The following is a 20,275-nucleotide window of genomic DNA, read 5'->3' as shown; positions in this document are numbered from 1 at the left end:
GCCGCAAGAACTTGTTAATATTTCTCCGCATAATGGCGGAGGGTGTTAAATAAAAAGATATACTAAGGAAAAGGAGAAAGAAAGATGAAGAAAAAATCCTTACAAAAAATGAGCAGACTCTTTGCATCCGCAGTATTAGTCGGAACAATGTGTCTCGGAAATGTAGCAAATGTAAACGCAGCAGATACTCCTGCTACATGGAAACCAACAGATACTCCAAGTGCAGCAATTACTGTAGAGTACAAGATGGGAAATGATGTAGTGACTCCTGAGAATGATGTCAGCTTTATCTTTGATAAAATTAGTGCACCTGAAGGAATGACTAAGGACGATATGCCGGCTATTTCAGTTACAAATGTTAAATTTGATGCAGGAAAAGATGAGATTAAAGATACTACTGTTTCAGACATTAAAGTGTTAAGAAAACAGAGCGATAACTTTCTTGCAAGTTTCAAAACAGCAATGGATAATTCTAGTACAAATATGACAACTGGTACATATGAGTATACAGTAAAGTCAACTAGTAATGTAACAAAGACAAAAGAAAAAGATGTATTTACAGCATCAAGCGCTGAATATAAGCTTGATATTTTCGTAGCACAGGATCCAAATGGTAAATTATACATTAAAGGTCTTTCAATTGTTAATACAAAGAATGATGCAGGAACAGATACTGGTAACAATGCAAAAGTAGATGGTAAGCCAGGATCAAAAGAAGATGGTATAGAAAGTAACTTTAGTGGTCTGAAATTCGTGAACGAATATGTTGCAAAAGCTGGTAACGTAGTAGAGCCAACAGATCCGACTAAACCAGATCCGGAAGATCCATCAACTTATGCCTTCAAAGTAACGAATAATGTTGTAAACCCAAAAGATCAAGTTGGAGACTTTAAGTATACTATGACAGTAACAAAGCCAGCAGGAATTACAACAGCTGATAGTTCATATGTTTATTTTGTAAATGGAGAAAAGAAATCTGGAAATTATGGAGATGTTGTAACATTTACACTGCCAGCAGGTAAGAACATGATGATTCAGAGCTGCTATGCTGGATCTAAAGTAACAGTTGATCAGCAAGGTGTAGCAAACTGGACAGCAACAGCAAAGACAGTGTTCAATGGAAAAGAAGATTCTAGTACATTAACAGCAGCAGTAGGTAAGAATCTTAAGGTTGAAGGAAAAACTCTTGGACAGAACGAAAACAAGGTTGATTACACAAACACTTACAAAGATGTCACAGTAACAGGTATCATCGTAAATAACTTCCCATTCATTATCATGATTGCTATCGCAGTTGTTGCATTTGCAGGTATCGTAGCAATGAACAGCAAGAAGAGAATGAACAGAAGATAAGGGTAATGAATATAGACAGAGGAATGATTTAGCATGTGCAGACACAGAGGTATTTGCAGAGTAATAAGAGGAATGAATGGAATACTGGATTATGGTTTACTTCTGCTTTTGCTTCTGGGTCTGGTATATGGATGCTATGCATTATGGGATTCGCAGAATCTGGCAGAGGAAGCAACGTCAGAACAATATGCGATTTATAAACCTCAAGAAGATACGCTGGGATTCCAGGAATTACAGTCGATGAATTCAGATGTGATTGCCTGGATCACAGTGTATGATACCCCGATTGATTATCCGGTTGTACAGGGAAAAGATAATTGGGAATATGTTAACAAGAATGCAGAAGGTGAATATTCCCTGACCGGTGCAATTTTTATGGATTCCGAAAATAATCCGGATTTTCGAGATTTTAATACTATTCTCTATGGACATAACATGGTTCCAAATGTCATGTTCGGAAGTATCAAGGAATTTAAAGAACAAGCCTTTTACGAAGCACACCCGTATGGTAATCTATTTGTTCAGAATCGTAATTTTGGATTGGAAATCATTGCATTAATAGAAGCGGATGCTTATGACAGTTCTGTTTTCAATATAAATGTAACAAGAAATGACAGTATCCCTTATATGGAAGTGATTCGAAATCATGCAGTTTATATGAATGACATTACGTTAGAAGCAGATGATAGAATTCTTTTATTATCTACTTGCTCATCAGAGTCAACTAACGGAAGAGATATTCTTGTAGCGAGAGTTACAGAACAGACATACAAAGATACATACAGTGCCAAAGATCAAGATCATGCCGGGCATGAAGCGGTAGACCGACGAGGCGGATGGAGAGATTTTATGCCTGGATGGAAGGCTGCGTTGTTCTTATTACTGCTCCTATTGATATTAATCTGTTTCGCAGATCAGTGGATTTGCAGACGAAGAAGGAAAGGACGGAAATAACATCAAAATGAAGAGACAGAACGCAGAAACTGACAAGGCGTTTCGTATACTGGATATTTGTAACGAGTTATTGAATTGGATTTTGATGATTATTTTAGTTGTTCTTTTTTGTTATGGAACCTATGGCATTGGAGACAGCTACATGTTGGAAGAAAATGCCATGCCGGAACAATATGAAATCTATCGTCCAACGGAAGAAGACTATGGGGATTTTGATGAATTGAAGGCGCAGAACAGTGATGTATGTGGCTGGATTACGATTTATGGAACACATGTGGATTATCCGGTAGTACAGTCGGAGGATAACAGCACATATTTAATGAGAAATCCGCGTGGAGAATATAGCTTGTCTGGCTCAATCTTCATGGATTATATGAATCAGAAGGATTTTTCAGATTTTAATACCATTATTTATGGTCACCATATGGATGGCGGAGCGATGTTCGGGGATTTTGACCGATATCTGGATCCGTCTTTTGCGGACAGTCATTTGTATGGAAATGTTTTTGCCAATGGAAAAGATTATGGACTGGAGTTATTTGCATTCTTGGAGTTGGATGCTTATAATACAGGTCTTTATGTAACACCGGTGCAGGAAGTTTCCCGGAAAGAACAGTATTTGCAAGAGATAGAAGATACTGCTTTGTGGTATCGTCAAATCAGTCTTTCCACAGAGGACCGGCTGGTAGTGATGTCTACGTGTACGGAAAATATCACGAACGGAAGGCATATTCTGATAGGAAAGCTTTCAAAACAAACGTATAAAGATACGTATAAGAAAACTTTGAAAAGGAACAGTCAGATTGACCGAATCGACTGGGGGATTTTCTGGAAAACTAGTATGAAGCGATTAGGTGTTCTGATTCTGCTGTTGTTCAGTATTTTGTTACTGATGGCAGTGGAGAGGAGCGGAAAGAGAAAGAAAACGAAAAATAACAGTAGAAAACTGGAAAACTGACAGAGGTATGTATGTGAAAAGTGAAAGATATAAACAGAGAATAAAGCTGGTATGCCTTGCTTTTTTGATGATGGTATGTGTGGTCATTCCAAATCAGGTATATGCAGCGGGGAAAAATAAAGAAGCTGCTCTGACGGTGGAACAGACTGTAAAAGGGAAAACAAACGGGACTACAGATGAGTTTCAATATGAGTTGACAAGTTTAGATTCTGGCAATCCAATGCCGGAAGGAAGCAATGGAGACAGGTTGAAATTTAGCCTTAAAGGTAATGAAAGTAAGGAATTGGTTTTTTCTTATGAGGAGGCAGCTACTTATCGATATCAGCTGAAACAGGTTGTTGAGAAAGATGATAAGGATTATGATGGGCAGGTTTATACCATAGAGAATTATGTAATGCAGAATGGCTCAGAAGATTTTTTAGTTAAGACTGCAATTAAAAGAAAAGATGGGAATAAATCGCCGACATTAAGTTTTACAATCCAACATAAGGCGGAAGATGAGACACCAGTGAAAAATACAGCAAGTGTCCCAAAATCAGGAGACGATCAGTCCTTTATTTCGTTGATTGTATTGATTTTGAGTGCACTGCTTATAATAGTAGTATATAAGTGGAATAAGAATCGGCGTGTTTAAGACTGATGTAAAATAAAGGTGCCGGTTGGGGGTGCCGGTTGGGGACGGAGTTTAGTGGCTCTTTTGGCTTGCCAAAAGAGCCACTAACTCCGTCCCCAACCGGCACCCCCAACCGGCACCTTTTATTTGACTTTAATCACGAAATAGAATATAATATCGGTATAAAAGTAAAAAATCAAACTAAAAAGGAAAGAAATATATGAATATTAATCCGAAGGTGCTTACATTTATTAAAAAAAATAACAATATGATAACCACATCACAAATGGAAAAACTGGGTTTTACCCGTTCACTTTTATCTGTTTATGAAAAAGAAGGTCTCCTAGAACGGGAAAGGCATGGAATTTACTTGTTACCAGATGCAGTACCTGATGATATGTATACATTAATGTTGTGTTCGGCAAAGATTATTTTTTCACATGATACAGCATTATTTTTAAATCAGCTGTCAGATAGAACCCCATTTGAACATTCTGTTACTATTCCTAGTAATACAAAGCTTTCCCAACAACTGCAAGAGGAGTGTATATGTTATTATATTAAACCCGAATTGTATAAATTAGGTGAGATCAATTTAAAAACAACATTCGGAAATGTTGTCCGGACGTATAATGCAGAGAGAACGATCTGCGATTTATTACGTTCTCGTAGCAGACTTGACGAAGAAACTGTCATAGGGGCAGTAAAAAGATATGCGGAATCTACGGATAAAAATTTAAATTTATTATCAGAGTACGCTTCACAATTGGGAGTCAGTAAGATAGTAAAAAGATATATGGAGGTACTTTTATGAGTTCTAAGGCAATGAGCTTGAAAGGGAAGATAAAAAATTACGCAAAAAATAATAACATAGCTGCACAAGTTATTTTGCAGAATTATATGTTTGAGCGCTTCCTTGAAAGATTATCTTTGTCAGAATACAGAGAAAAGTTTGTTGTAAAAGGTGGAATGCTAATTGCTGCTATTGTAGGACTTGATACCAGGTCTACAATGGATCTGGATACTACATTGCGAAATATGCCACTTACAGAAGAACAGATATATAATGCGATTAGAACAATATGTGACATCAATATAGAAGACGATGTTATTTTTGAGATACAATCAGTAAACCCTATAAGAAAAGATGATGTATATGGGGGCTACTGTGTAAGAATTGATGCAGTTTATGATACGATTGTCACGCCACTCTCTATTGATGTATCTACAGGTGATGTTATTACACCTTCACCGGTAAAATATGACTTTAGTGGCATATTTGATGACGAATTGAAGATTACATTATGGGGGTATAATATTGAAACGGTAATAGCAGAAAAGGTTGAAACGATTCTTAGTCGCGGTGTGTTTACTACAAGGCCTAGAGATTATTACGATGTATATGTTCTGGTAACTACGCAGAAATATGATAAAGTGCTTTTTAAAGAGGCATTAAATGCGACTGCTATTCATAGAGGAACAGCTGAAAAAATTGAGGATACTGCAGGTATTCTGACAATGATTTCGCAAAGTAATGAGTTAAAGAGTATGTGGAACAAATATCGAAAAAAATTTACCTATGCGGAGGATATTTCATATGAGATGATAATGAAAGTGTTGAAAAATGTTTTGGTGCCAGTGGCACCCATTAATCCCCGTCCCCAACTGGTCTGAAAAAAGATTCCCAAACGGGAATCTTTTTTTGAAAATAAAAAATAAACTCCAGAATAAGAATATTTTTTGAAAAAAGAGCATATAGTATGCTATACTTGGAAAAAAAGGAGGGATGCTGTATGGTCGAACGTAAGGAATATTTACAAAAGTTATGGTCATGGAAAGACGAACAGGTGATTAAGGTTGTAACTGGAATCAGGCGCTGTGGAAAATCAACATTATTAAAACAATATCAGAATAAACTAAAATCAGTCGGGGTTACAGAAGAACAAATTATATCAATTAATTTTGAAGAATTAGAAAATGAGCCATTGTTGGACTACAAGTCATTATATCAATATATTAAAGAACGACTTTGCGAAGACAAGATGACTTATATTTTTCTAGATGAGATTCAGAAGGTAACTTCCTTTGAAAAAGTGGTAGATAGTCTTCATGTAAAAGAAAATATTGATATTTATATTACAGGTTCTAATGCATATATGCTTTCAGGGGATTTGGCTACACTATTAACAGGAAGGTATGTTGAAATTTCTATGTTACCGCTCTCCTTTAAAGAATATGTTGAAATTACAGGAATTCCAAAAGAACAGGCATTTTCAGAATATATGAAAACAGGTGGATTTCCCTACATTGCAGTGATGGACAGAACAGATGAAAAAGTGGAGATCTATTTGGAAGGTATTTATAATACGGTGATTGTAAGAGATATTGAAGATCGTCAGGCAAGAAAAGAGATGAATTGCGGCAAGCGAAAAATCACAGACATTACATTGTTGAAGACAATTGCGCGATATCTGGCAAGTGTGATCGGAAGCCCAATCTCTATAAAAAGTATTACAAATTATTTGATTTCATCAGGTAGAAAAGTATCTGCGAATACGGTGAGTGATTATGTAGATGCGTTGACAGAATCATTTATATTTTATTCAGTAGATAGATTTGATATAGTAGGAAAACAGTTGTTAAAAGTTAATAAGAAGTTGTATATGGTTGATTTGGGGCTTCGCAATCACATTTTGCCAAGAAAGCGTTATGATCTTGGATTTTCCATTGAAAATATTGTGTTTTTTGAATTATTGCGCCGTGGGAATAAGGTGAATATAGGTAAATATGGCTCTACAGAAGTAGATTTTGTTGCTCAAAAACAAGGGGTAATCGTTTATTATCAGGTGACGGCAGATATGACAGCAGAAGAAACTTTTGAAAGAGAAATGAGACCATTAAAGGAAATTAAAGACAATTATGAAAAAATTGTTTTAACACTGGATCATTTTTCGCTTGGAAATTATGATGGTATAAAAGTAATTAATGTAATAGATTGGCTTTTGGAAAATCAGATTTGACACGAGATGCCAGTTGGGGACGGGGTTAGTGGCTCTTTTGGGCAAGCCAAAAAGAGCCACTAACCCCGTCCCCACTGGCACCCCTTGCGTCCCCACCAGGGTTGTTTCATGAAGGATTTTTAAAAACATAAAAAGATCAGATTTTATCGGGGGTTATGCATGTTATACAAAACATGTGTAACTCTTGATTTTTTGTGCCTGTAGAGGTATAATATCTATATGGTATAGGTGTATTGCACCTATACAGAAAGGAGGATATTATGCCAGTAACTGAGAAAAAGTACCCGGATTGGGTTCAGAAGTATCGGATCAAAGGAACTACCGTGAAGAAAAAAGGAGATTCGTATTATCTCTATAAAAGAACATCCCGGCGCGTGAAAGGGAAAAAGTATCCGCAGCCAGTCGATACCTATATCGGCGTGATTACTCCGGAAGGAGTAATACAAAGCAATAAAAGAAAAGTATCTTTGACAGATGCAGAAGTATGGGAATACGGATTTTCAAAAGCCGTCTGGGAGTTGTGTCCGGATGATTGGAAAAAACCGTTGGGGGATGACTGGCAGGATGTACTTTCCATTATTCTTCTAAAACAGTCTCCAACCTCTTATATCCAGAAAACACGAGTGATGAAAAAAGAATCGGATTTCCGATATCAGTTTGCAGCCCAGACAGCGTCCCTGTCCCGCAGAATTTATAAAAAACAGGGCATTGGCCTGGAAGAATTACATCAGTTAGAGACCATCTATTTAGTATGCCTGGATAAAACGGAAATCATTTCGAAAGTGAATGAGGGGCAACGGAGACTCCTGGAGAAAATACAGGTGGCATTGGAAATGTGCTGAAAAGACTGTTCTGACAGAAAAATTGATCCATTATTTCAGGCAGATTCCGGATTATCGGTGCGGCAGAGAGAAAAGACACGATCTTGGAGAAATGCTGGTATGCGTCACCCTCGGATTCCTTTGTGGCCGGACAACGATCCGCAGGAGCCTGAAATGGTGCAAAACCCACTTGGAAGAGCTGCGGAAGCATATGAACTTAAAATACGGGATCGCCTCGCCTTCCACTATTACCCGGATGTTGAATGGCATTGATGAGGAATTAGCTTTGTATGCTTTTATGGAGTGGATTGGCGAGATCGTGGAATCCAGAAATACCCATCTAGCTATTGATGGGAAAGCATTGTGCGGTGCAACGGAAAAAACGAAAGGTGAGACAACCCCGATGCTGCTGAATGTAGTGGAAACGGTCCGGGGATTGATACTTGCACAGCTTCCGGTAGATTCAAAGACGAATGAGATTACGGCGATTCCTGAATTATTAAAGCTTCTGGATATCAGCGGGAGCATTGTAACGATTGATGCTGTTGGGACACAGACTGCAATCATGGAACAGATTCATGAACAGGGAGGACATTTTGTGTTAACAGTAAAGAAAAATCAGCCGGAGGCCTATGAGGAGATTCATACGTTCATGGATAAACTGGGGGCGGAAGATCTCAAAAGAAAAAAAGGCGAAGCTATGGATCCTGGGATGAAGGAGTTCCTTGAGAAATACGAAGAAATCAGCCAGATGGAAAAAAACCGGGACAGAAATGAGTATAGGACTTGCCAGATATGTAAAGACGCTTCAAATCTGACCAAAAGCCAAAAAGAATGGCCGCACGTTCAAAGTATTGGGCGGATCAAGCAGGTGAGGATACCCAAGGAAAAAGACAGCCAGGGGAATGATGTGACGCCGTCGAAGGAAGAGTTTTTGGAAAAAGGCTCCAGAAGAATCCCAGCTCCTTCTGCTGGAGAGGGAGCCGGGAAAGATGTCCAGTGTACGGCACTGATATCAGACCTGATCCTTACAGCAGAGGAGCTGGGAAGCATAAAAAGAATGCACTGGTCAATAGAGAACCGGCTCCATCATGTGCTGGACGATACATTTAGGGAAGACCGCTCGCCAGCCAAAAAGTCCCGGAACAACCTGTCGCTCATCAGAAAATACGCATACAACATCCTGCGTCTGGCAATGTACGAGACGGGTCTGGCAAATATAATGACAGAAATGATGGACTGCTTTTGTGACAATGCCGCTTTGCGGGAACGGTATGTGTTTCAAGGCATAGCCAGTCTCTATTGACTATATAAAAAGAATACCTCTGAAAAAAGGTCCTGTAAAGGGATATAGAGTTAATTTGCGCTTTTTTACATGACCAATGAATCAGAAACAATATGAGAGATGTGATAGCAAGGATGCAATAAGTTAGATCTGCCCATGGATAGTTCATGAAACAACCCTGCGTCCCCACTGGCACCCCTTGTCTACATTTCCAACAGATGTTATACTAATGAAAATATACGAATGTAAGGCAGGTCGTTTATGAAATTGTTATTAACCGGAAATATTGGATATATTACGGCGGAATTTATAGAGGAGGCGTTCCCGGAGTGTCAGATTCTTCTGCTTGGGGAAACGAAATTAAAGTCAAATCGCAGGAAGGGATTATCGGTGCATCCGATGCCGAAACAGGAAAGTGAGTTTAGGGATATTTTCAAAACGTATGATTTTGAAGGTGTTATATATTTTTCTAACTATCTTAGCTTCCATGGAACCAAGGAAGGTGAGATGGAGACTTTGCGCCATTTATTACATTATTATAAGGGAAATTCGAATTCCCGATTCTTATATGTTACCAATTCTGAGAGTTCATATGATATAACGACAGGGAAGACTTTGTTGGTTCGTTCGGCAGAGGAGTTTTGCAGACAGTATGGTGAACTGCACGGGCTTTCTGTTAAGATTCTTCGTACTCCATATCTTTATTCAGGAATTTATGAAAATGATTACTTTTTCAAGCTCTTTTCAAAGGCGTTTGAGAAAAAGGAGATTGTGTTTGAAGAAGCCCCGGCACAGGAAGCACATTTCCTTGCATTGTCAGATTTATCCAATCTGTTATATAAGATTTTTGACAACTGGAATGATCAGGAGGGAGCACTTCAGGTCCCGAAGGTGTTTCATTTTACTTTCGAGCAGCTTGGACAGAAGCTAAATGAATTGTTACCAGCAGTACATATGAAATATCTGGCGAATGCTGCGATTCAGAATGTGGCGGCGAACGACCGTGTTTTGCGAAATGAGTACGGATGGTTTCCAAAGATTTCTCTGTTGGAGGATTTGCCGGAGGTATATAAAGCTTACTGTGAGGAAACAAATCATAAGGCACGGAAAATAGATGTATTGCAGGACTTTTTAAATCAACATAAAACACTTTTGAAAGTAGCGGAGCTTTTAATTACATTTTTGCTTTTTGAATTATTGAATCGGGCGGCAGGAAATCAGGTCCAATTTAAAATGATTGACTTGCGTCTTGTTTATATTGTTTTATTCGGAAGTTTGTATGGGATTAATTACGGAATTGCGGCGGCGGGGCTGGAAACCTTGTCGCTTTTGGCTGCATATGTAAAAGAGAATGTCAGCTGGACAACGCTTTTTTATGAACCCTCGAACTGGATTCCGTTTATTTTTTATTTTGCGGTCGGTGCAATCTGCGGATATATCAGAATGAAGAACAGTGATAATATCAAATTTATGAAGGATGAAAATAAACTGGTTCTGGATAAATTTTTATTTATGCGTGAAATGTATCAGGAGGCACTTCGTGACAAACGCCAGTACAAGAAACAGATTCTTGGAAGCCGGGACAGCTTTGGTAAGATTTTTGATATCACAAGAAAGCTGGATGTTATCATGCCACAGGAATTGTTTCTTGAAACGATGCATGTGATGGAAGATGTCCTTGAAAATAATACGTTTGCTTTCTATTCTGTCGGAAAGAATCAGTATTTTGGACGTTTGGAGATTGCATCGAGCGGAATGAATGATGTATTCCCAAAATCTGTCAGGTTAAGTGATTATCCGGAGATAATGGAAAAGATAAAAGCCGGAGAAGTATGGGCAAACCGCGATTTGATAAATGGATATCCAATGTATATAAACGGAATTCGAAGAGAAGGACAGCTTGTGATGCTGATTGTTGTGAAGGAAGCAGATGGGGAACAGCTTTCTCTCTATTATCTGAATTTATTTAAAATTCTGTGTGGTCTGGTTGAGACTTCTCTTTTACGGGCACTGGATTATCAGGAGGCAATTGAGAATAAAAAATATGTTGCGGGTACACGTATATTGAAGCCGGAATATTTTAAAGAACGTTTGGATTCGTTCCATTCTATGAGAGAGGAAAGACGAGGGTCATATGTTCTTCTCAAATTGGAGTATCCGAATATGTCGCTTGCACAGGCAGATGAAGTCCTGCAGAATTCAGTACGTGAAAATGATGTCTGGGGCATTTCGGAAAATGAAGAGCTGTTCATTATCCTTTCACAGACAGAACAAACGGCATTGCCAATTGTATTGGAAAGACTGGAAAACGACGGATTTATCTGTCATGAAATGGACGCTCCGGCTGGTGGAAAATAAGAGATTTACAGGAGAAACACGATGATTCGGACAGTGTTTGGCATACTTTTAATCCTATTACATATAATTTGTTGCATACTGGTCTGGTTTGGAATAAAAAAACATGCACTGAAAGTAAAAAAATATTTGATAGCACTTGTGATATTTGTTCCTTTCTGGGGGATACTCTGTGTGCTTATTTTACATTTGCAGGTTTTGACGAAAACAGACAATGTGGTTGAAGCCGGAGTGGAGAAGCTCCGTGTAAATGAGGAAATTTATAAAAATAATATCCGTGCAGCATCTGATACGGATAAGAAAGTCGTTCCGCTGGAAGAGGCACTTTTGATCAATGAGCCTGAGCTTCGGCGGGAATTAATCATGGATGTGTTAAATGACAATCCGGAGGAATATATGGATCTTTTGAAGCAGGCCCGCATGAATGAAGATGTAGAAGTAGTACATTATGCAATTACAGCGATGGTTGAGCTTTCGAAAGAGTATGATTTCCGTATGCAGAAATTGGAAAAATTATATGCGGCGTCTCCGAATGATCCGGAGATATTAAAGCAGTACTGTGATTTTATGGAAGAATATTTGAACCAGGGGATTCTGGAAGCACAGATGGAGAAAATGCAGCGCGAGCGTTATATCCGTATGCTCAGACAGAAACTATCGTTAAAGCCGGAGCTTCATACGTGTATTTGTCTGTTTAAGAATCTGATGATAAATGGAGATTATGTTCAGGCGGAAGAAGTTCTGAATATGATAGATGAGAAATGGCACCGAAGGGAGGAGTTCTGGCTGTTGAAGATACAATATCTGGCAGAGCAGAAAAGAGGAAACGAACTGCATGAGAGTTTAAGACAGATGAAGGAAGAACACATTTATCTGTCATCGAAGAGTAAGGAGGCATTGGCTTTTTGGCTAGATTGATACATTCACTGAAAACATTTCCATTTAAAAGTATGCTTGTGATCTTAAGTGTTTTTATGATGATCGCAGTTGTCCTTTTTGCAGAGCGGAGTGGAATTCACTATACAGAAAAAAACAGACAGATTAATTATCTGGATAAGGATGAGGTTGTTACAGAAAAAACAGCTGTAAAAACATTGAAGAAAACGTGCCTGGTGCTTCGAAACAGTGGGGATGTATCAAGCAATCAGGCATGGGAACAATTTCAGCAGATATTTAATGATATGAAAATCGGAACCGATGTGGTTGATGTGCAGACGGCTTCTGGTATTCCTGATTATCATAATTATGAAACAGTTGTTGTTTTGCTAAGTGATATTAGTCCGCTAAAAGAGAATCTGGTGAATTTGTGCGAATGGGTTTCGGATGGTGGAAATGTTCTTTTTGCCATGACACTTCAAAAGACGGCATATACATCGATGATAGAGCAGAAAATCGGAATTATTTCTTCCGGGTATGATAATTCTGTTGTGGACAGTATTTATTTTGATTCTGATTTTATGCTTGGCGGGGGAGAGTCTTATGCGATTACGGATGCTTTTGAGTCAGCATGGTCGGTTCAGGTGAGTGAGAAGGCAAAGGTCTATGCGAGAATAAAAAATAAAAATGGACAACCATTAATATGGGAAAACAGTTATGGAAAAGGTAAATTTGTAGTAGATAATTTTGGTTTATATGAGAAGGCAGTACGGGGATTCTATGCGGCATCATACAGTCTGCTTACGGATGCTGGGGTTTATCCTGTGATTAATGGTTTTGTATTTTATCTGGATGATTTTCCGTCACCGGTTCCAAGTGGAGATGATACTTATGTAAAACGTGATTACGATATGAGTATCAAAGATTTTTATGCAAATGTATGGTGGCCGGATATGCTGGAAATTGCGTCGGATCATAATATTCATTATACCGGAGTGATCATCGAGAACTATGAGGATGAGACGAATGGAAAGATAAAGAAACAGACAGATACTTCTCGTTTCCAGTATTTTGGAAACATGCTTCTTCATCAGGGAGGAGAACTGGGATATCATGGATACAATCATCAGCCGCTGAGTCTTTCAAATACGGATTATGGTGATGTACTCCCATATAATACATGGAAAAGTGAAGATGCTATGAAGAATGCGGTGAATGAGCTGCTCCGATTTGGAAACGAGATGTTTCCGGGGGTTACAATGTCAGTTTATGTGCCTCCTTCCAACGTGTTATCGGAAGAAGGAAGAAAGATGCTTGCAAAGGATTTTCCGGAGATTAAAACGATTGCAAGTAATTATTTTCAAGGCGATTTTGCCTATGTGCAGGAATTTGAGGTTGCAGAGGATGGAATTGTGGAACAGCCACGTATTACTTCCGGTGCGATTGTAGATGATTATATGAAGATGGCGGCGTTGTCTGAGCTGAATATGCATTTTGTGAATACACATTTCCTACACCCGGATGACCTTCTGGATGAGGATCGCGGTGCAAAGCTTGGATGGGAGAAGCTCAAAGCAAATCTGAATAACAATATGGAATGGCTGGATGAGTCGGCACCATCTTTGAGAAAGATGACGGGAAGTGAGCTGTCCGGGGCAATCCAGCGTTACGGAGCAGTGACATTTACAAAGGAAGTAACAGAAGAAGAAATTCGGCTGACGCTTGAAAATTTTTATGATAAAGCATATTTTATGGTGCGTATCAATGAAGGTACACCGGGTAATGTTTCGGGTGGAACGCTTACGCACCTTACAGGAAATCTTTATCTGCTTGAGGCTGACGAAGCGACAGTAACGATTGAGCGGCAATTAGAAAAGGAGTAAAAGGTGAGGATTTGTCTCATATTAGAGGGATGCTATCCCTATATATTTGGTGGTGTATCTACGTGGATGCATCAGTATATAAATGAAATGAAGGAGCATGAGTTTGTTCTTTGGGTAATCGGTGCGAACGCAAAGGATAAGGGAAAATTTGTCTATGAGCTTCCGCCAAATGTTACGGAAGTTCATGAGGTTTTTTTGGATGATGCCCTGCGTGTAAAAGAGTCGGGAAAAATGCATCACGTATTTACTGAAGAAGAGGTGGAAAGCCTAAAAGAGCTGATGTTGTGTAAACGTCCGGATTGGGAAATTTTGTTCCGTCTTTATCATGAGCAGAAAATCAATCCGATGTCATTTCTAAAAAGTGAAGAATTTTTAAATATATTGACGAAGTGCTGTCTGACAGAGTATCCTTATACCCCGTTTGCGGATGCATTTCACACGATGCGTTCCATGCTGCTTCCGGTATTGTATCTGATGGGCAGCGAGGTGCCAAAAGCAGATGTCTACCATGCAATTTGCACAGGATATGGCGGTCTGCTTGCGTGTCTGGGCGGTTATGTTTATAAGAAGAGAGTGCTATTGACGGAGCATGGAATTTATACGAGAGAACGTGAGGAAGAAATTATACGTGCGAAATGGGTACAGCCGGCGTTTAAGAAACAGTGGATTGCATTTTTCTATATGTTGTCGGATATTATTTACAAGCGGGCTTTTCTGGTTTCGTGTCTGTTTACGAATGCTATGCATACGCAGGTGCAGATGGGCTGCGATAAAGATAAGTGCCGTGTGATTGAAAATGGAATTAATTATGACAGACTGTCCTCTATTCCGCTGAAAGAGGATGATGGCTGGGTTGATATCGGGGCAATTGTTAGAATGGCACCGATCAAAGACATTAAGACGATGATCTATGCGTTTTATGAGTTGTCTACAAGAAGGGAAAATGTGCGGCTACATATTATGGGTGGCGTTGATGACGAGGAGTATGCAAAGGAATGTTATGATTTGGTTGAGCAGCTTCATTTGGAAAATGTGATTTTTACCGGGCGTGTGGATATTGTTTCTTATATGGAAAAACTGGATTTTACAATTTTGACAAGTATATCGGAGGGGCAGCCGCTGTCCGTACTGGAATCATTTGCTGCAAGACGTCCTTGTGTTACGACAGATGTAGGATGCTGCCGGGAGCTTTTGGCGGGAAATGAGGAAGACTCTTTTGGAATTGCGGGGTATTGTGTTCCGCCGATGTACAGAGAAGGTCTTGCACAGGCTATGGATCGGATGTGTGAGTCGAGAACTCGCAGGCTTCGTATGGGCGAAAATGCACAGAAACGTGTAGAGGCATATTACCGGAAGGAAGGGATGGGTGAAAAATACCGGAAACTCTATCAGGAGGTGGAAGAGGCAGATGGCTGGAATCGGATTTGAGTTAAAGAAATTATTTCAGAAACGTGGACTTGCAGCAACTGTAAGGGCATACGGATATGCCGGAGTAATCTGTACCGGACCGATGCTTCTTGGTATTGTGCTGTTGGTCGGAGTTTCATTTTTGTGTGATCAGACCGGTGCGACAAGACATAATAGAGAATTATTAATCTGTATGATTACTTATACACTTTTGGCGTCACTGACTGTAACTAGTTTCTTTTCCATGGTAGTGACGAGATATATTGCGGATATGCTTTATGAAGAACGGCATGAAGCAATTTTGTCTTCCTTTTGGGGCTCGACGGGGATATTGCTTGTTGTCGGCGGGATTATGTATGGGATTTTTCTTATGTTTTCAGGTATAAATCTGCTCGATCAGTTTTTATGTCTGGAATTTTTCGGAGAGTTGATCGTCACATGGAATGCGATGAGTTACCTGACGGCGATCAAGGATTATAAAGGAATCTTAATATCGTTTGTGACAGCAGTTTTCGTATCACTCATTGTTGGATTTTTACTTATCATAATCGGGATTCCTCATGTAGAGGCAATGATGATAGCAGTAACAATCGGATATGGAATTATGCTTCTGTGGGATGTGACATTGTTGTACCGGTATTTTCCACAGAGTGAAATGAGTGCATTTTCATTTCTGCGCTGGGTAGATGAATTTCTGCCGCTTGCATTTACCGGATTATTTACAAATATCGGGTTGTTTACACATTTGGTGATTATGTGGTTTAGTCCGATTCATGTACATGTGCAGGGATTGTTTTATGGAGCGCCATACCATGATGTCCCGGCGATGATCGCATATTTGACAATTCTCATTACAACAGTGAATTTTGTTGTATCGGTGGAAGTGAATTTTTATCCGAAATACCGAAATTATTATAGTCTGTTTAATGACAAAGGAGAAATTAAGGATATTCTGCAGGCCGGACAGGAGATGAGAAAGGTATTAAATATGGAGTTGAAATATACGGCATTAAAGCAGCTCCTTACAACGGCACTTGTCATCTCATTAGGGCAGCCGCTTCTGGAGCTTCTTCCGCTTGGATTCAATGACCTTATGGAAGGGTATTTCAGAACACTTTGTGTCGGATATGGACTTTATGCGGTTGCAAATACGATGATGCTGATACTTTTGTATTTTACGGATTATAAAGGTGCGTTGTTTGCGACAGGGATGTTTGCGGCATGTACATGCACATTTACCTGTGTATCATTATTCTTTCCACAAGTATATTATGGTTTTGGATTTCTTTTGGGAAGTGCAGTGTTCTTTTTGATCAGTGCCCTTCGACTTGGATATTTTATAAAAAAACTTCCGTACTATATTTTGAGTGTGCAACCGGTTGTTGCGGAAGATAAAACCGGATTTTTCACACGAATGGGACATTTCCTTGAAGAGAAGTTAGAAAGGGGAGATAATATTGAAGTTTTATAAATCAATTGCGATATGCTGTGCTGTGCTTTTTGCGGTGTCGTCTTGTCTTACAGGATGTACATTTTCCGGACAAGATAAGGCTGCATCGGGTGAAAAGAAGCAGACGGAAGAGTCTGTGAAAAAAGAAGAAGTGCAGGATATTAATGAAGTACATTTGAGGGATAAGGACAGTCTTTATGCAAATGATGACGAGACAAGCGTTGTGACGATGTACCTTACGGTTTCTAAGGGAAATTCTTCGGAAGGTACAAACCATACGTGGGAGGAGATAAACACATATTCGGCGTATGATTATGACAAAATGGGCGTTGCGCGTTATCAAAGTGCGGCGCTTCTTCAGGTTGGTGACGAGTCGGGTCCAAAAAGCGGAGAAGTGGGGTACGGAGAAGATGTCCCGAATGCTACCGTGCAGATCAGAGGGCAGACTTCAAGCCGCAATGCACAGAAGAACTATAAGATTGAGTTGAAGAAAAATAAAGGGACCTGGCGGGGACAACGCACGATTAATCTGAATAAACATCAGACGGAGGGGATGCGTTTCCGCAATAAACTCTCGTATGATCTTTTGAAGGGCATCCCGCAGCTGATGTCTCTGCGTACACAGTTTGTACATTTGTATGTAAGGGATCTTAGCAAAGGGGACAATGCAGAATTTCAGGATTATGGATTATATACGCAGGTAGAGCAGCTCAATAAAACAGGAATGAAGAATCATGGAATGGATTCAAATGGACAGTTGTATAAGATTAATTCGTTTGAGTTTTACCGGCATGAAGATGTGATAAAGAAAGCCGATGATCCGACTTATGATCAGAAAGCATTTGAAAAAATGCTTGAGATTAAAGGCGACTCGGACCATACGAAACTGATTAATATGTTGACGGCACTCAATGATAATTCACAGCCGATTGATAGCATTTTGAAGAAATATTTTGACAGTGAAAATCTGACATATTGGATGGCGTATCAGATATTGACCGGAAATGTAGATACGCAGAATCGTAACACATATCTGTATAGTCCTCAGAATTCGAATACCTGGTATCTGATTCCATGGGATAATGATAGTTCTTTTATGCGGACAGAATATGCAATTCAAAATCGCTTGGATCAGGGAAGTTGGGAATGTGGTGTCAGTAATTACTGGGGAAATGTTCTTTTCCAGAGATGTCTGCAGTCGGATGATTTTCGTGAGGAATTGGATGCGGCAGTTTTGGATGTAAAGTCATATCTGAGTGAGGAGCGGATAAGCAGTATGATACAGGCGTATCGCACAGTTACTCAGACATATTTGAAAAAAATGCCGGATCAGATGTATGCACCGTTGACGGATGTGAAGTATGAAATGGTTGCATCGGCGATTCCGTCTGAAGTAGAGAAAAATTATGAAATGTATAAGGAAAGTCTGAAAAAGCCGATGCCATTTTATATCGGAGTACCGACTATTGAAGGAAACACTTTGAAGTTTAACTGGGATGCATCATATGATTTTAATGCGGAAGATATTACATACACTGTTGAGCTGGCGAAGGATTATCAGTTTAAAGAAATCATTTATCGTCAAGATAAGCTGTTGATTCCGGAAGCACAGACTACAGTGCCGGCAGACGGGCAATATTTCCTGCGTGTCCGTGCGACAAATGCATCTGGAAAGACGCAGGATGCATTTGATTATTACGTGACGGATGATGGAAAAAATTATGGCATGAAATGCTTCTACATTACGGGTGGAACAAATATTGAGGAAGATATATATGTGGAATAAAAAGTCAAAGGAACGTTTTCGTAATGAGTGGAAATATCTAATCAGTACCAGTGAGAAAGAATTACTGGAAATGAGGATGCGTCATATATTAAAAAAAGATCCGCATGCCGGAGAAAATGGTTATACAATTCGAAGCCTGTATTTTGAGGATTATTTCAACAGTGCGTATGAGGAGAAAGAAGCAGGTATTCTGATGCGTAAAAAATACAGAATACGTATTTACAATTATAGTGACCGTTCTATCAAATTAGAGCGAAAAAAGAAGTTTGGAAGCTATATTTACAAAGAAAGTGCACCGCTTACAAAGGAAGAATTTTATAAAATTTTAAATGGCGAGTATGAATTCTTATTGACTAGCAAATATCCTCTGTGCAGAGAATTTTATGTAGAATGCATTGGCAATGTTATGCGCCCGAGAACAATCGTTGATTACGAAAGAGTTCCATGGATAATGGATGAAGGAACGGTCCGGATTACATTTGACAGTGATGTAAGAGCGGCAGTTGGAGGATATGATATCTTTGATAGTACTCTTCCAACATTACCGGTACTTGAACAGGGGAAGACAGTCATGGAAGTGAAATTTACAGAAATGCTTCCGCAGATAGTGAGGAATTTGCTTTTGCCAAATGCACAGGAATTTACGGCAGTGTCAAAGTATGTACTTTGTTATGAAAAATCACGATATTTACACGGGTTTGAATATTGGAATGAAACACAAGAGAGGAAAATATTATGAGTGTACAAGATATGATTAAAAAGTCAGTGTTAGAGTCTGGCGTATTTGATAGTTTTAATGTACCGCAGATGACAATTTCATTGGTTGTAGCATTGCTTCTCGGTGCAGTTATCTATATGATTTACAGTAAATTTTATGTCGGAGTGATCTTTTCAAGAAGCTTTGCTGTTACATTGGTCGGTATGACACTTCTTACTTGCATGGTTACACTGGCAATCAGCACGAATATTGTTATTTCTCTCGGTATGGTCGGTGCGTTGTCTATTGTCCGTTTCCGTACAGCGGTAAAAGATCCAATGGATCTGCTCTATCTTTTCTGGGCGATTACGACAGGTATCACAACCGGTGCAGGAATGTATTTACTTGCACTGATTGCAGCTGTTGTTATGATTATAATGATTTATCTGTTTTATCATAAACAGCAGAAAGGAAAAATCTATATTATTGTGATCCATTATCTTGGGGATGATGCAGGAGATGAAATTATCCGCAGTTTCGGAAAGATGAAATATTTCATCAAGTCTAAAACGATGCGTGGAGAAAAAACAGAATTGGCAGTAGAAGTATTCTGCCGCCAGAATGATCTCGACTTTACAGAAAAGATTCGAAATATTGAAAACGTGCAAGACGTTACATTGATTCAATATAACGGAGAATATCACGGGTAGTGCCGGTTGGGGTGCCAGTTGGGGACGGGGTTGAGGCCATTGGGGACGGGGTTATCCGGCTTTTTGCTTGCAAAAAAGCCGGATAACCCCGTCCCAATAACATTTAG

General features: G+C 39.3%; 17 protein-coding genes. All 17 read left to right on the top strand.

All coding sequences use genetic code 11. The features are described from left to right. The first annotated feature begins 84 nt into the window (after positions 1-84). Positions 85-1,353: a hypothetical protein gene (locus H8S40_RS12520; RefSeq protein WP_186865334.1), complete on the top strand. Its 1,269-nt coding sequence runs from the start codon at positions 85-87 to the stop codon at positions 1,351-1,353. 33 nt (positions 1,354-1,386) lie between these two features. Beyond that, positions 1,387-2,307, top strand: a complete 921-nt coding sequence (srtB, locus tag H8S40_RS12515) for a class B sortase (RefSeq protein WP_186865333.1) — start codon at positions 1,387-1,389, stop codon at positions 2,305-2,307. Between the two features lie 7 nt (positions 2,308-2,314). Continuing rightward, positions 2,315-3,265 carry a class B sortase gene (gene srtB / locus H8S40_RS12510; protein ID WP_186865332.1) on the top strand — a complete coding sequence of 317 codons (951 nt, stop codon included), beginning with the start codon at positions 2,315-2,317 and terminating at the stop codon, positions 3,263-3,265. A gap of 13 nt (positions 3,266-3,278) precedes the next feature. Further along, entirely contained in the window at positions 3,279-3,899 is a 621-nt protein-coding gene (locus tag H8S40_RS12505; RefSeq protein ID WP_186865331.1) for a hypothetical protein, read from the top strand. A 199-nt stretch (positions 3,900-4,098) separates the two neighbouring features. After that, the gene (locus H8S40_RS12500; RefSeq protein WP_186865330.1) at positions 4,099-4,692 is read left to right on the top strand and encodes a type IV toxin-antitoxin system AbiEi family antitoxin domain-containing protein; all 594 of its coding nucleotides are present in this window, start codon (positions 4,099-4,101) and stop codon (positions 4,690-4,692) included. Beyond that, complete coding sequence (locus H8S40_RS12495) at positions 4,689-5,552, top strand: nucleotidyl transferase AbiEii/AbiGii toxin family protein (RefSeq protein WP_186865329.1); 864 nt, start codon at positions 4,689-4,691, stop codon at positions 5,550-5,552. Before H8S40_RS12500 ends, H8S40_RS12495 begins: the two co-directional genes overlap by 4 nt. A 119-nt stretch (positions 5,553-5,671) precedes the next feature. Next, positions 5,672-6,898, top strand: coding sequence for an ATP-binding protein (locus tag H8S40_RS12490; RefSeq protein WP_186865328.1), 1,227 nt, complete (start codon positions 5,672-5,674; stop codon positions 6,896-6,898). Positions 6,899-7,158: 260 nt separating this feature from the next. Next, positions 7,159-7,740 carry a hypothetical protein gene (locus H8S40_RS12485; RefSeq protein ID WP_055148571.1) on the top strand — a complete coding sequence of 194 codons (582 nt, stop codon included), beginning with the start codon at positions 7,159-7,161 and terminating at the stop codon, positions 7,738-7,740. After that, positions 7,685-9,025, top strand: coding sequence for an ISAs1 family transposase (locus tag H8S40_RS12480; RefSeq protein ID WP_227156865.1), 1,341 nt, complete (start codon positions 7,685-7,687; stop codon positions 9,023-9,025). The genes H8S40_RS12485 and H8S40_RS12480 overlap by 56 nt, the downstream gene beginning before the upstream one ends. Before the next feature lie 240 nt (positions 9,026-9,265). Beyond that, complete coding sequence (locus H8S40_RS12475; protein WP_186865327.1) at positions 9,266-11,362, top strand: NAD-dependent epimerase/dehydratase family protein; 2,097 nt, start codon at positions 9,266-9,268, stop codon at positions 11,360-11,362. 21 nt (positions 11,363-11,383) lie between these two features. Beyond that, the gene (locus H8S40_RS12470) at positions 11,384-12,277 is read left to right on the top strand and encodes a hypothetical protein (RefSeq protein ID WP_186865326.1); all 894 of its coding nucleotides are present in this window, start codon (positions 11,384-11,386) and stop codon (positions 12,275-12,277) included. Further along, on the top strand, positions 12,265-14,118 hold the full coding sequence (locus tag H8S40_RS12465) for a DUF2194 domain-containing protein (RefSeq protein ID WP_243238240.1): 1,854 nt from the start codon (positions 12,265-12,267) through the stop codon (positions 14,116-14,118). Before H8S40_RS12470 ends, H8S40_RS12465 begins: the two co-directional genes overlap by 13 nt. Positions 14,119-14,121: 3 nt before the next feature. Further along, complete coding sequence (gene pelF / locus H8S40_RS12460) at positions 14,122-15,546, top strand: GT4 family glycosyltransferase PelF (protein WP_186865325.1); 1,425 nt, start codon at positions 14,122-14,124, stop codon at positions 15,544-15,546. Continuing rightward, complete coding sequence (pelG, locus tag H8S40_RS12455) at positions 15,527-16,996, top strand: exopolysaccharide Pel transporter PelG (RefSeq protein ID WP_186865324.1); 1,470 nt, start codon at positions 15,527-15,529, stop codon at positions 16,994-16,996. Before pelF ends, pelG begins: the two co-directional genes overlap by 20 nt. After that, positions 16,983-18,761 (top strand): CotH kinase family protein, encoded by a 1,779-nt coding sequence (locus H8S40_RS12450; protein ID WP_207723267.1) that lies wholly within the window; start codon positions 16,983-16,985, stop codon positions 18,759-18,761. The genes pelG and H8S40_RS12450 overlap by 14 nt, the downstream gene beginning before the upstream one ends. Further along, entirely contained in the window at positions 18,751-19,500 is a 750-nt protein-coding gene (locus H8S40_RS12445) for a polyphosphate polymerase domain-containing protein (RefSeq protein WP_186865323.1), read from the top strand. The genes H8S40_RS12450 and H8S40_RS12445 overlap by 11 nt, the downstream gene beginning before the upstream one ends. After that, positions 19,497-20,168 (top strand): DUF4956 domain-containing protein, encoded by a 672-nt coding sequence (locus H8S40_RS12440; protein ID WP_118725371.1) that lies wholly within the window; start codon positions 19,497-19,499, stop codon positions 20,166-20,168. The genes H8S40_RS12445 and H8S40_RS12440 overlap by 4 nt, the downstream gene beginning before the upstream one ends. Positions 20,169-20,275: the final 107 nt, after the last annotated feature.

The sequence above is a fragment of the Ruminococcus hominis genome (assembly GCF_014287355.1).
Classification (GTDB): Bacteria; Bacillota; Clostridia; order Lachnospirales; family Lachnospiraceae; genus Schaedlerella; species Schaedlerella hominis.
Note: the sequence above shows the minus strand (reverse complement) of the source record. Positions and strands in the feature narration are given on the sequence as shown.

What these genes read in the sequence shown, in the direction of transcription:
- srtB (WP_186865333.1), top strand. Translation starts at nt 1,387, where the DNA reads ATGTGCAGACACAGAGGTATTTGCAGAGTAATAAGAGGAATGAATGGA.
- H8S40_RS12495 (WP_186865329.1), top strand. Translation starts at nt 4,689, where the DNA reads ATGAGTTCTAAGGCAATGAGCTTGAAAGGGAAGATAAAAAATTACGCA.
- H8S40_RS12445 (WP_186865323.1), top strand. Translation starts at nt 18,751, where the DNA reads ATGTGGAATAAAAAGTCAAAGGAACGTTTTCGTAATGAGTGGAAATAT.
- srtB (WP_186865332.1), top strand. Translation starts at nt 2,315, where the DNA reads ATGAAGAGACAGAACGCAGAAACTGACAAGGCGTTTCGTATACTGGAT.
- H8S40_RS12500 (WP_186865330.1), top strand. Translation starts at nt 4,099, where the DNA reads ATGAATATTAATCCGAAGGTGCTTACATTTATTAAAAAAAATAACAAT.
- H8S40_RS12485 (WP_055148571.1), top strand. Translation starts at nt 7,159, where the DNA reads ATGCCAGTAACTGAGAAAAAGTACCCGGATTGGGTTCAGAAGTATCGG.
- H8S40_RS12475 (WP_186865327.1), top strand. Translation starts at nt 9,266, where the DNA reads ATGAAATTGTTATTAACCGGAAATATTGGATATATTACGGCGGAATTT.
- H8S40_RS12440 (WP_118725371.1), top strand. Translation starts at nt 19,497, where the DNA reads ATGAGTGTACAAGATATGATTAAAAAGTCAGTGTTAGAGTCTGGCGTA.
- pelG (WP_186865324.1), top strand. Translation starts at nt 15,527, where the DNA reads ATGGCTGGAATCGGATTTGAGTTAAAGAAATTATTTCAGAAACGTGGA.
- H8S40_RS12470 (WP_186865326.1), top strand. Translation starts at nt 11,384, where the DNA reads ATGATTCGGACAGTGTTTGGCATACTTTTAATCCTATTACATATAATT.
- H8S40_RS12480 (WP_227156865.1), top strand. Translation starts at nt 7,685, where the DNA reads ATGAGGGGCAACGGAGACTCCTGGAGAAAATACAGGTGGCATTGGAAA.
- H8S40_RS12490 (WP_186865328.1), top strand. Translation starts at nt 5,672, where the DNA reads ATGGTCGAACGTAAGGAATATTTACAAAAGTTATGGTCATGGAAAGAC.
- H8S40_RS12520 (WP_186865334.1), top strand. Translation starts at nt 85, where the DNA reads ATGAAGAAAAAATCCTTACAAAAAATGAGCAGACTCTTTGCATCCGCA.